Annotated in this window: 12 protein-coding genes; 8 read left to right on the forward strand and 4 right to left on the reverse strand. The window is 33.1% G+C overall.

Annotation, left to right across the window (positions count from 1 at the left end; genetic code table 11):
- Positions 1 to 23 precede the first annotated feature (23 nt).
- From FFM65_RS08485 to FFM65_RS08505, 5 genes are all read left to right on the forward strand, one after another.
- The gene (locus tag FFM65_RS08485) at positions 24 to 785 is read left to right on the forward strand and encodes a MurR/RpiR family transcriptional regulator (protein WP_119317009.1); all 762 of its coding nucleotides are present in this window, start codon (positions 24 to 26) and stop codon (positions 783 to 785) included.
- 11 nt (positions 786 to 796) lie between these two features.
- On the forward strand, positions 797 to 1,288 hold the full coding sequence (locus FFM65_RS08490; RefSeq protein ID WP_119317010.1) for a hypothetical protein: 492 nt from the start codon (positions 797 to 799) through the stop codon (positions 1,286 to 1,288).
- Positions 1,289 to 1,309: 21 nt separating this feature from the next.
- Positions 1,310 to 1,786 carry a PTS sugar transporter subunit IIA gene (locus FFM65_RS08495; RefSeq protein WP_119317011.1) on the forward strand — a complete coding sequence of 159 codons (477 nt, stop codon included), beginning with the start codon at positions 1,310 to 1,312 and terminating at the stop codon, positions 1,784 to 1,786.
- 76 nt (positions 1,787 to 1,862) lie between these two features.
- Positions 1,863 to 3,536 carry a glycoside hydrolase family 13 protein gene (locus tag FFM65_RS08500; RefSeq protein WP_119317012.1) on the forward strand — a complete coding sequence of 558 codons (1,674 nt, stop codon included), beginning with the start codon at positions 1,863 to 1,865 and terminating at the stop codon, positions 3,534 to 3,536.
- 77 nt (positions 3,537 to 3,613) lie between these two features.
- On the forward strand, positions 3,614 to 4,996 hold the full coding sequence (locus FFM65_RS08505; protein WP_119317013.1) for a class-II fumarase/aspartase family protein: 1,383 nt from the start codon (positions 3,614 to 3,616) through the stop codon (positions 4,994 to 4,996).
- A gap of 71 nt (positions 4,997 to 5,067) precedes the next feature.
- On the opposite strand, the gene FFM65_RS08510 is transcribed toward FFM65_RS08505, so the two are convergent.
- Entirely contained in the window at positions 5,068 to 5,889 is an 822-nt protein-coding gene (locus FFM65_RS08510) for a Cof-type HAD-IIB family hydrolase (protein WP_119317014.1), read from the reverse strand.
- Positions 5,890 to 6,068: 179 nt separating this feature from the next.
- Here FFM65_RS08510 and FFM65_RS08515 point away from each other — a divergent pair, with 179 nt between their 5' ends.
- The 3 genes from FFM65_RS08515 to FFM65_RS08525 all read left to right on the forward strand — a co-directional run bounded on the left by FFM65_RS08515 (position 6,069) and on the right by FFM65_RS08525 (position 9,889).
- Positions 6,069 to 7,631 carry a PTS transporter subunit EIIC gene (locus FFM65_RS08515; protein WP_119317015.1) on the forward strand — a complete coding sequence of 521 codons (1,563 nt, stop codon included), beginning with the start codon at positions 6,069 to 6,071 and terminating at the stop codon, positions 7,629 to 7,631.
- Between the two features lie 108 nt (positions 7,632 to 7,739).
- Positions 7,740 to 9,083, forward strand: coding sequence for a 6-phospho-alpha-glucosidase (locus FFM65_RS08520; RefSeq protein WP_010018076.1), 1,344 nt, complete (start codon positions 7,740 to 7,742; stop codon positions 9,081 to 9,083).
- 38 nt (positions 9,084 to 9,121) lie between these two features.
- Positions 9,122 to 9,889, forward strand: a complete 768-nt coding sequence (locus FFM65_RS08525) for a MurR/RpiR family transcriptional regulator (protein ID WP_119317016.1) — start codon at positions 9,122 to 9,124, stop codon at positions 9,887 to 9,889.
- A gap of 50 nt (positions 9,890 to 9,939) precedes the next feature.
- On the opposite strand, the gene FFM65_RS08530 is transcribed toward FFM65_RS08525, so the two are convergent.
- The 3 genes from FFM65_RS08530 to iolG form a co-directional block, all read right to left on the reverse strand.
- Positions 9,940 to 10,566 carry an FMN-dependent NADH-azoreductase gene (locus FFM65_RS08530; protein ID WP_119317017.1) on the reverse strand — a complete coding sequence of 209 codons (627 nt, stop codon included), beginning with the start codon at positions 10,564 to 10,566 and terminating at the stop codon, positions 9,940 to 9,942.
- A gap of 112 nt (positions 10,567 to 10,678) precedes the next feature.
- Positions 10,679 to 11,599: an aldo/keto reductase gene (locus tag FFM65_RS08535; protein ID WP_119317018.1), complete on the reverse strand. Its 921-nt coding sequence runs from the start codon at positions 11,597 to 11,599 to the stop codon at positions 10,679 to 10,681.
- A 110-nt stretch (positions 11,600 to 11,709) separates the two neighbouring features.
- Positions 11,710 to 12,717: an inositol 2-dehydrogenase gene (gene iolG, locus FFM65_RS08540; RefSeq protein WP_119317019.1), complete on the reverse strand. Its 1,008-nt coding sequence runs from the start codon at positions 12,715 to 12,717 to the stop codon at positions 11,710 to 11,712.
- Positions 12,718 to 12,726 lie beyond the last annotated feature (9 nt).

The raw sequence follows: 12,726 nt of genomic DNA on the forward strand, positions 1-12,726 counted from the left end.
CATAATTAAAGGAGAGGGATACTTTGAAACTAGATTCATATATTTATAAGCACTTTGATGATTTAAATCAAAATGACAAGCTAGTTATTAGCTTCATATTAAATAATAGCAAAGACGTTATTAATATGAACATAAACGAAGTTGCTCAGAAATGCTTGGTTTCTCCATCTGCAGTTTTTAGATTGACTAGAAAAATAGGCCTCTCAGGGTTTAATCAGCTAAAATTTATTTTGGCTGAAGATCAGGATTTTGTTCAGACTAAAGCAATAACAGATTTTGTTGGAGATACAAAAAATGCGATGGAATATACGATTCATCAATTTGAAACAACCCAAATGAGTGGATTGTATGAAAAAATTGATAGAGCACCTAATATTTATGTTTATTCAACAGGCTGGGTTCAAGAAATAATTGCTAATCAACTTCAAAGAAATTTCTTTTTAGTAGGTAAAAATATTTATGCGTTACCTTCAGCAGGCAGTGAATTAGATAAAGTTTCTCATCGTGTTAAAAATGGAGACCTTTTGATAATTGTTTCATATAGCGGTGAAGATAAAGAGCTCATAAAAACGGTAAAAGGAATATCTTTAAGAGGTATATCCACAATTGCTTTTACACCCTTCAATCAAAATAAGTTAGCTGCCGCGTGTGAATATAGCTTGAATTACAATACAATTAGTTTTCCAATGCCTGATAGAGAAGGCGATGAAGTTTTCTTCACAGGTGTCTATGTTTTAAATGATTTACTAGTGATGGGATACTCAAATTACGTTATAAATAAATAGGAGGAAGAACAATGATGGCTAGAACTGGTAATAAGATAATGGATAAAATAACTGGTTTTTTGAGATATGATTTGAAAAAATCATTGAATATGTATATAGCCGTTTTGATGGTTGTTCCAGTTATCTTCTTTATATACATGTTATTTGCTTTAAACCTTGCACAAATGAGCTTAAGAGGATTTTTTGATGAAAGTCCAATAACTGCTGTGATGTTCATTGTTTGTTTGGTAGATCTAGTCGTTGCTTATATTCTATTTTTTGAAAAAGAAAGGTTATTAAATAATCGTATTAATGTTATTTGGGTGTTTACAGCGTTAACAATTGCTCAGTTGGCAGTTGGTAATCTAGTATCTCTAGTTTTAGGGATAATTGTTCTATATCTTTCAAAAGATATAAAATCCGATAATAATAAATTGCACAAGAATTTTATATATTTATTGTTAGGATGTGTACCATTGTATAGTGTTAGTGCATTGATCTTAATAAATATTGGAATTCATTAGAAAGATAGGATGGTGAAAGAAATGTTAGGATTTGGTAAAAAAAAGGAAAAAGTCGTTTCAGTAGCTGATGGAGAATTGATACCAATTACTAAAGTAAACGATGATGTTTTTTCTGAAAAAATGATGGGTGATGGATTTGCTGTCATACCTGCAGATAATAAAGTTTATTCACCAGTGAGTGGGACCGTTTCTACTGTCTTCCCAACGGGTCATGCAATTGGCATTACTACAGATAAAGGCTTAGAAGTTTTGGTACACATGGGATTGGATACTGTAGAGTTAAATGGTGAACCTTTTGTTGGAAAAGTAAAACAAGGTCAGAAGATTGACAAAGGTGATCTTTTATCCTTTATGGATATTGATTATGTGAAGGACTCTGGAAGGGATAGTGTGATTGTCATTGTTTATACGAATATGGATGTGACACGTGAAGTTCCAGAGATAAGTGATCAGTCGACTACGCATGGTGATGAAGTTGGAGAAATTCGTTATAATTAATGAAAAAACGGTATCATTAATTTGTTAGTATAAAATGATTGCACTGTTTTAACCATAATTGAAAGGAGTTCTCAAAATGGCAAAAAGTGATTGGTGGAAGAAATCAGTAGTTTATCAAGTTTATCCAAGAAGTTATCAGGACAGCAATGGTGATGGGATCGGTGATTTGCCAGGATTAACGAGTCGTTTAGCTTATATAAAAGATTTAGGGGCTGATGTTATTTGGCTAAATCCAATTTACAAATCGCCAGATAAAGATAATGGATATGATATAAGTGATTATCGGAGTATTCAACCAGAATACGGAACTATGGATGATTTTGATGAGATGTTAAATAGGGCGCATGTTCTAGGTTTGAAGATTATGATGGATTTAGTTGTCAATCATACATCTGATCAGAATAAGTGGTTCCAAGAAAGTAAAAAATCAAAAGATAATCCTTATAGAGATTATTATGTATGGCGCGATCCGGTAAATGGGCATGCACCTAATAATTGGGGTTCATATTTTAATGGACCAGCTTGGAAATTTGATGAAACTACTGGTCAATATTACTTACATCTTTTTGCTGATGGTCAACCTGACCTAAATTGGGAGAATCCTAAAGTACGTGATGAAGTTTGGAATATTATGCGCTTTTGGTTAGATAAGGGTGTTGATGGATTTAGAATGGATGTTATTAATCTCATTTCTAAACCCGCTGGATTACCAGATGGACCTAGAGAACCTGATGAACGTTATGCTAATGTTGCTAAGGTTGTTGCAGATGGACCTAGATTGAACGAGTTTTTGCAGGAAATGAATAAAAAAGTGTTGTCAAAATATGATGTAATGACAGTTGGCGAAATGCCAGGGTCAACACCAGAGGATGCAATTAAATATACTGGACTTGATTCCAATGAGTTAAATATGGTCTTTCAATTTGATCATGTTGATTTATCATCCAATCCTGATGAACGTTTGACAAAGTGGAATGATGAACCAGTAAAATTAGTTGATTTGAAAAAATCTTTGAGTAAATGGGAAACTGCTTTAAATGGTAAAGGTTGGAATAGTCTTTATTGGAATAATCATGATCAACCTAGAACTGTTTCTAGATTTGCTACAGATGATCCTAAGTATCGTGTACGAGCCGCTAAGATGTTAGGAACAACGTTACATATGATGCAGGGGACGCCATATGTCTATGAGGGTGAAGAAATTGGAATGACCAATGTTCACTATAAGAAACTCTCACAATATGAAGATGTGGAATCGTTGAATGCTTATAAAGAATTCGTCGAGGATGAAAAGATTGTCGATAAAGATACCATGTTAAAATATATGTCTAAAATGTCGAGAGATAATGCTAGAACCCCTATGCAATGGGATGAAAGTAAAAATGCTGGATTTACGAGTGGTAAACCCTGGTTTGAATTAAATCCTAATTATGACAAGATTAACGCTAGAGATAGTTTAGATGATAAAGATTCAATCTTTTATTACTATAAGAAATTGATTGAATTACGTCATAATAGTGACTTAATTGTTTATGGCGATTATGAGCTTCTCGATCCTGATGATAGTAAGATATTTGCATATAAACGTCATTATAATGATGAGACGTTATTAGTTATAAGTAATTTCACAAGTGAAGATTTGTCACGAGATTATGGTCAAAATGGTGGTAAATTGTTAATTAGTAATTATAAAGACGATAAAGATACTGAATTGAGAGCTTATGAAAGTAAAGTTTACTTGTTTAAGTAATATTGCTGACGAAAAGATCATGCCATGATACTTGGTATGGTCTTTTTGTTTAATTACAAAGTAAAGGGTGATTTATTATGCGGGCATTATATGATTCTAAGTCCAGAACTATGTTTGATCATGGAATACGTTATTTATTTACTGATGAGGCCAAGTACCGTTCATGGATTTACGTTGAAAAAACATTAGCAGAGGCGCAAGCTGAAGTTGGTTTTATTCCGAAGAAAGCAGCTGAAGAAATTAAAAATAAAGCAAAATATGAAAATTTAAATTTTAAAGAAATGGAGCGAATATATGATCGTGTGGGACATGGTTTTGTTCCATTTGTTAAAGTTCTCTCTAAAGAATGTGGTAGTTCAGGAAAATATATTCACTACGGGGTGACGACCCAAAATATTCAACAAACTGGTGAATTGCTAATTTTAAAAGAAATTAATAAACGATTTATGATAATAATATCTGAAATATTAAACAATTTATCTAAATTATCATTGGATAATCAGGATACAGTTATGCCGGGTAGAACACATGGAAGGCATGCAATACCTATTACGTATGGTTTTAAAGTTGCTGGATGGATTCAAAATTTTTTAACCGATGTAGAAAGAATCAAAGAATTGGAACCCCGAATCTTTCAATCTATGATGGGTGGTGCGATAGGTGCATACAACTCTATGGGAGAGTATGGTCCTAAAATAAATGAATTAGTAGCTCAAAAGCTAAATATGAAACCTATGGCAATACCAATGAGAAATATGTCATCAAATAAAATTGAGTATATGAATGCACTTTGTTTGTTAGCAACATCATGTGATCGTATTGCGCAAGAAGTTTATGCTACGTCTATCGAAGAGTTTGGTGAGGTTTCGGAACCCTACTTTAAAGGAACGATTGGAAGTAGTACGATGCCACAAAAAATTAATCCTAAATTATCTAAGGGAATTATTGCTAATTCTCAAAAATTATATTCTGTACCAATATCAGGGTATTTTTCATCAACGAGACCTTTTGAGGCAGATAGTTCTTCAAATATGCTTTTTGATGGATTACTTGAAGAATCGGTAGAACTTACTACTGAGATTTTATTAAGAACTGAGGAGCTAACTAGAGGGTTACATGTACATAAAGATAGAATGAAAAAAAATGCAAATATAAATAAGGGCATAGATAATAGTGAATATGTAATGATGAAAGTTGCTCAAAATATAGGAAAAGATGAAGCTCATTCATTGATATATAAATTAGCAATGGAAGCCGAACAAAGTGATGATGGATATGAAAAAATTTTGTTATCAAACAAATATCTTAATAGCAATTTTACTGACGATGAGTTGGAAAAAATGCTGCGACCCGAAAAATATATAGGACTATCTAAAGAGTTTGCAGTTGAATTTTCAAAAAAGGCTAAGGGATGTGCTAGTCAATTAAGCGTAGAATATAATAATAGATTAGATTTTTAAGAATTAGAATATTTAATTAAAACAAATGCTCTATCCTTATATTAAAAAATATACAGGATAGAGCATTTTTTCTACAAAATAAATTTATTTATTATTTCTGCTAAAGCATCATGATTATTGTCAGCTGTAGTAATGTATTTAGCAGTTTTTTTAACAGAATCAATACCATTTGCAACACTTATAGGAAGGCCTACAACGTCTAGCATTGATTGATCATTGCTATTATCACCCACAGCAATAATTTCATTAGGATGTATGCCGAGTGTTTCTGCAAGTTCTAACGTTGCACTTCCTTTATCTATTTTAGCTGGATTAAACTCAACATATCTTCCAGAAGAGAAGGATATTGATAGGTTAGATGATCCCACTTTTTTCTCTACCATTTTTTTCATATCTTGTCTTTCTTCAACTGTTGGAAGAGCCATAATGACTTTCATTATATTCATGTTTCTGAATTGATTGAAGTCATCATCCTTTAATTCTGAAAAAATAACTCCACGACTTTTCTGATAGGCTATATCTTCTGGTACTGGGTTATAAATATATAACTTATTTTGGGTGTTTATATGAATCGATGCATTTTGATTATTTTTACCAATTTCAAAAATTTCCTTAGCAGTATTAAATGTCATTGCGTTAATGGTTATTGGTCGATTATTTTTATTCTCTAAAATTAATCCTCCATTATAAGATATTGAATATTGGTTAGATTTATCACGCAGATTCATTTTTTCCAAGTCTTTTTGGAAGGATGAATAACCTCTACCAGAATTAACTACGAAGTAAACACCAGCATTAGTAGCTGCTTGAATAGCTTTGGCATTTTTTGAGGATAAAGAACCATCATCATTCATTAAGGTTTCATCAAGGTCACAAACGATCAATTTATACATAACTTTATTTCCCCCATGTAAATATATTTTATATTCAATTAAATTTTACAACTTTAAAATTGAGAGATAAGTGAATTTTGGTGTCATAAGTAGGACCAAGGTTTCATTCTGTAATAACTTATGTAAGCGGTGTCAACTTTTTGATATAGTTTATCTATAAACAAAAGGAGGATTTTTTTATGAAAAAGGGGATGCAACAATTTTCCAGATCAGCTATAATACCCATTAAATTTATGGCTGTAATGGGACTTTTCTTAGCTTTTGCAGTAATAATGCAATTAGAATTTATGCCTAATTTTATTCAAAGTACAGGTAGCATGATTAAATCGATGATGGATGCAATGATGAATAATTTATCAATTATTTTCTGTGTTGCTATTGCATCATCGATGGCTAAGAAAAACAAATTAGAGGCTGGTGTTTTAGCTGTAATTGCCTTTCTCATGTTTTTAGCTGCAAATAATGCTTGGCTATCTTCTCAGCACATGCTCGCTAAAGAAGGTGCCGTTGGATTATATGGTACTGGTCAAAATATGGTTTTAGGTTTTCAAGTGGTTGATATGAATGTCTTTCTTGGTATGATTTTAGGTGTTTTAACGGCATACATACATAATAAATTCGGCAATAAAAAATTTATTGATATTTTAAGTATTTACGGTGGACCAAGATTAGCTTTTATTATTATGATTCCCGTTACATTAGCACTGGCAATTAGTCTATGTTACATATGGCCTGTTATTAACAAAGGAATTAATAGTACTTCTAGTTTTATTTTAGGAGCAGGTGCTATCGGCGTATTCTTATATGGATTCGGTAACAGATTCTTAATTCCGACAGGATTACACCATTTACTATGGATGCCATTTTGTTTTACAGCAATCGGTGGAACGGCAACAATTGGTGGAAAAGTTTATACAGGAGCAGTTAATATTTTTTATGCTGAAATGGCAAATATTGGGAGCATTACTTCCTTAGATCCTTCCATTCGTTTTGCATTCTTTGGTTTTTCAAAAGTATTTGCTTCAATTCCTATTGCTTTAGCAATTATTCATATGGCAAATAAAAATAGACAAGAAGAAATTAAAGGGATGGTTTTACCAGGAGCATTTGTTGGTACAGTAGCTGGTATTACAGAACCTCTTGATTTTTCTTATTTATTTGCTGCACCACAATTATGGTTTGTACATAGTCTATTAGCAGGGTTATCAGAAGCATTGCTATGGCAATTTGGAATCAGAACTTTTGTAAAGGATGGAGTTATTGATACGGCGGTTTCAAATGCGGTATTTAGTCCATCGCTTACAAAGATACATTGGTTTATTATCTTTGGTTTAGTTATGTCAGCGGTTTGGTACTTCTCGTTTGTATTCTTAATTAAGAAATTGGATTTAAAAACTCCAGGTCGTGAAGAAGTTCCTGAAATGGCAGGAGTTAATTCTGGTGTGATTGAAGATTCTCCAGTAAGTTCATCAGAACCAACCGTTGCATTAGCAAACGATGGTTCAAAATTTGATACTTTGGTAGAAGGTCTTGGAGGCAGAAGTAATATTGAAACATTAAATAATTGTTTTACTAGGTTAAGAATTGATGTTTTAGATCCTGAAAAAATTGATAAAGATAAGATTAAAACATTCCCAGGACAAAAGGGACTAATAATAGATAAGAATAATATTCAAATAGTTATGGGGATGGGTGTTCAATCTATACGTGAAGATATGGCAGAGGAATTAGGGATGGAATAAGGTTTCAAACAATGGAACCTCCGTTTCATCAACCTGAAAGCGTATTGTAAGCGATTAATTTATACAGTATTCTAATAATCAAATAAAGAAGAAAATAAGGTGACTTAAATGTTAGAAAAGAAATCAGTTGTTATTGCAGGTGGCGGAAGTACTTATACTGCGGGAATCGTAATGATGCTAATTAATAATCAAGATAAATTTCCACTTAAATCATTAAAGTTTTATGATAATGATTTTGAAAGACAAAAAGTGGTCGCAGATGCTTGTGAAATTATAATTAAGGAACGGGCTCCTGAAATTGAATTTGTAGCTACAACAGATCCAGCTATTGCATTTTCAGATGTAGATTTCGTTATGGCACATATTCGCCAAGGCGGATTAAAAATGCGTGAGATGGATGAAAAGATTCCAATGAAATATGATGTGGTGGGACAAGAAACTTGTGGACCTGGTGGAATTGCTTACGGTATGAGATCAATCACTGGAGTTATCGAATTGATTGATTATATGGAAGAGTATTCGCCAAATGCATGGATGTTAAATTACTCTAATCCGGCATCTATCGTAGCAGAAGCAACTAGAGTTTTGAGACCGAATGCTAAGATTATTAATATTTGTGATATGCCAGTTGCTATCAAACAAGGAATGGCCGATATTGTTGGATTAAAGAGTGGAAATGATATTGTTGATCGCTATTATGGATTAAACCATTATGGTTGGTGGACAGAGGTTCTGGATAAAGATGGTAATGATTTAATGCCACAATTGAAAGAACACGTTAAAAAATTCGGATATGGACCAGATACTTCGAAGGATGATAATGATAATCCGTTATTAATGGAACAAAGCTGGGTAGATACTTTTGCAAAAGTAAAAGATATTTATGCTGTTGATCCTGATACATTGCCAAATACATATTTGAAATATTATTTGTATCCAGATTATGTTGTGAAACATACTGATCCTACGCATACAAGAGCCAATGAAGTGATGGAAAATAGGGAAAAGAATGTGTTCTCTGAATGTAGAAACATTACCAAAAAAGGAACTGCTCAAGATACAACATTAGAAGCAGGTGAGCACGCTGAATTTATTGTTCAGTTGGCAGGAGCATTAGCTTATAACACACATGAAAGAATGCTGTTAATAGTTGAAAATAATGGTGCTATTGCTAACGTTGACGATGACGCCATGGTTGAAGTTCCATGTATTGTAAGTAAACGAGGTTATGAACCATTAGCTATGGGTAAGATTCCAACTTTCCAAAAAGGAATGATTGAACAACAAGTATCAGTAGAAAAATTGGTTGTTCAAGCTTATATTGAAAAGTCATATCAAAAATTATGGAAAGCATTGACTTTATCTGCTACTGTACCTAGTGCTGAAGTTGCTAAATTAGTTCTCGATGATTTACAAGAAGCTAATAAAGATTATTGGCCAGAATTAAGTTAAAATTATACTAACTACATAGTATAAGGAGCTTAATTTGTATGAAACTTGAAGAAATTATTGATAAGCATTATAACGAGTTTAGTGTTACTGAAAAAGGTATGTGTCAATATATTTTGAAGAATCATAATAAAATTGCTTCAATGGGGATATTAGACTTTGCTAGAGAAAGTTTGGCTTCAAAATCTTCTGTGATTCGTTTTTGCCAGAAAATTGGATTTACTGGTTATACGGAAATGAAAAATTTTATTAAATGGGACGATGGAAATTCTAAAAAAAGAGACAGTTATAGTTTTTTTGATCAAGTAAAATCTGATACAGAGATGTTATTGAGTTCTTTAGATTATAGTAAATGGATTCCGATATATGAATCAATTTATAATTCAAAACGAGTTTATATGGTAGCTACAGGGGTTACTCAACAAAATCAAGCTCTGGAACTTCAAAGGTTGTTAATGCTGAGTGGAAAAGATTCAGGTTTGCTACCAGGTAATAAAGAATCATCTGAATTCCAAAGAATGGCAGAAAGTTTGGATAGTAATGATTTCTTAATAATTCTTTCTCTATCGGGCGAAAATAAAAGCTTGGAAGATGTAATAAGAGAAATAGAAAAAAGAGAAAGCAAATTGTTGTCGATAACTAACTATCATAGTAACTGGTTGTCTCAAAATTGTGATTTTAATCTTTATTCACGAAGTTCGAGAAGTCCAGATACAGAAGACTGGTGGTTAAAGACTACCTCAACGTTTTTTGTATTAATTGAAGCATTTGTTTTTGGGTATAATGATTATTTAAAAACAAAAAAATAAAATGATTGGTGATAATGGAAAAAATCCATTTCACCAATCATTTTTTATTTTTAAAATTTTTGTCCAGCAATCTCAGCTTCATCATAAGCATCATCGAGAATTTCAATGGCATTCATCGGATCAACATCCATACCTTCAGCAAAAATACTGGAATAGTCGTCAACACCAATGACGTGCAACATCATTTTGAGATATTCGTCAGCTAAATCTTTAATTTGTGGATCATCGATTGAGGCATTCTTGTGATATCTGTTGCCACTAGCTTGCAAGTGAATTGCTTTTTTACCATGTAATTTATTTAATGAACCGTGCAAAGTATCGTGAGAAGCCATAATCATATCAATGTAGCTTTTCATTTCGGCAGGGATGAAAAGATTGTACATCGGATTGACGAAAACGTATTTGTCAGCATGGTTGAATTCATCAATCCACGTTTGGCGGGCATCGTTGAAACGTTTTTCATCGACGTTTAACTCACACTTGGCTAATTTCTTGTTATAAATTGAAACGGCAAATTTGTTTAATGGGTAAGGCATATATTCAGAAACATTGTGAACCATGACTTCATCATTAGGGTTAGCTTTTTGATACGCATTAATGAAATGTTTGTATAATTCATGTGTTGAAGATCCCTTTTCAGTCAAAGGATGGGCATAAATTACGAGTACTTTTGGCATAGGAAGTTCCTCTTTTTTAATAATTTACCTACATTATAAACCAAAAAAAGGCAGTTCTTTCAAAAAGTAGAAATGAAAGAACTGTCTTTTTATTATGATAAATTTTTAGAATTTATGGCAAATCATTGCCCGCAGCGAAGTAAACGTCGTACCACTCTTGTTTAGTAAGATCGACGTCTCCACCTTTGGCACTATCAGCGATGTGTTCAGGATTCATAGTACCGATGATAACTTGAATGTTAGCAGGATGTCTGAGAATCCAAGCTGCGGCGATAGCGTTTTTACTTACTCCATATTTGTCAGCGAGTTCTTGAAGAACTTTGTTCAATTCAGGGAACTTGTCATTGTTGATGAAAGTACCAGCGAACATGCCGTATTGGAATGGTGACCAAGCTTGAATCGTAACGCCCATACGTCTAGAGAATTCAAGGATGCCACCATCGTGGTTGATAGAACGGGTATCGGTCATGTTAGTGTGCATGCCAAAGTCAATCATACCAGTGTGCATAATACTGAATTGTAGTTGGTTAATCATTAAACGTTGATCAACCGCTTCTTGAACGAGTAAATATTGTTGAGGATTAAAATTGGAAACACCAAAGTGACGAACTTTACCAGATTTTTGCAATTCATCAAAAGCTTCAGCGACTTCTTCAGGTTCCATTAATGGATCTGGACGGTGCAATAGGAATGAATCAAGATAATCGACACCTAAACGTTCTAGTGATCCATCAACTGCATCAATTAAATGTTGTTTTGTGAAATCATATCTCTTGCCAGAAACAATACCACCTTTTGATTGAATAAATAGTTGATCACGATTTACACTACTTTGTTTGAGCGCTTGGCCAAAGATTTTTTCAGAATCACCGCCACCATAAATATCAGCTGAGTCAATAAAATTAATGCCACTATCATAAGCTGTATCGATAGCTTTAGCAGCTTGATCCACGGTCAGACTGTTCATACGCATGATACCAAGTGCAATAGCTGAAGCTTGCCAGTTACTTTCACCAATATAACGTTGTTTCATTTATTTTTGCCTCCAATATTTAAATATCATCTTAATTATTGAAGGTTTGGTGGGGGATGTCAATTGGTTTGTTTGCGGTTACATTATGTATAAAAAGAGAATGCAATTTTTTAGTACTCAACTCTTACAGGCATATGAGATTTGTATGATTTTAGACAAGCCTGTGCTAATTGAATAGATCTTAATCCATCGATTCCACTTGATACTGGAGTTGTATGTTCTGTAACGGATTTATAGAACGACTTCAATTCATTTAAATAGGCATCCTTATATCTTTCGATAAAGAAGTTAGGAATTTTATCCAATCGACTTCCATCTTTAAGATCGACTTGGATATTTGTTAATTTGTCATTATTAGAGAATACTTGACCTTTTGAACCAAATACTTCGGCTCTTTGATCATATCCATACACTGCTTGACGACTATTATCAATAACACCCAAGGCTCCATTAGCAAATTTGCACGTAACCATAGCAGTATCAATATCACCGGCTTTACCAATTTCAGAATCTATTAAAACACTTCCTTGTGCGTATACTTCAGTAACTTCGGTATTGCTCAAGAATCTAATCATATCTAAATCGTGAATCATCATGTCGCTGAAAATACCACCCGAGACCTTTATATAAGCAATCGATGGTGGAGCAGGGTCACGAGATGAGATTTTTACAATTTGAGGAGTCCCAATAACTCCTTCTGTAACCAATTCATTAATCTTATTGAAATTATGATCAAAACGGCGGTTAAATCCAATTTGTAAAATAACGTTCTTCTCACTTACAAGTGTTAATACTTTTTTAATCCGTGATATGTTTGTATCGATTGGTTTTTCACATAGAATATCTTTTCCAGCTTCTGCAGCGGCGCTGATAATTTCTGCGTGAGTATCAGTAGAGGATGCGATGAGTACAACATCTACATTTTTATCGTTTAGCACATCCTTATAAGATTTGGAAAAGGTTGGAATTGAGTATTGTTTGGCTATTTCATCTAAATTATCTTTACATGGATCAGCAATTGCTGTTAGTTTATAGAATTCAGAAAGATTTAGAATGTTTTTTAAGTGCATCATCCCAATTCTTCCAAGTCCAATTAAACCAATATTCAACTTAGTCATTTTTTCATC

Source organism: Companilactobacillus formosensis (assembly GCF_005405305.1).
Taxonomy (GTDB): domain Bacteria; phylum Bacillota; class Bacilli; order Lactobacillales; family Lactobacillaceae; genus Companilactobacillus; species Companilactobacillus formosensis.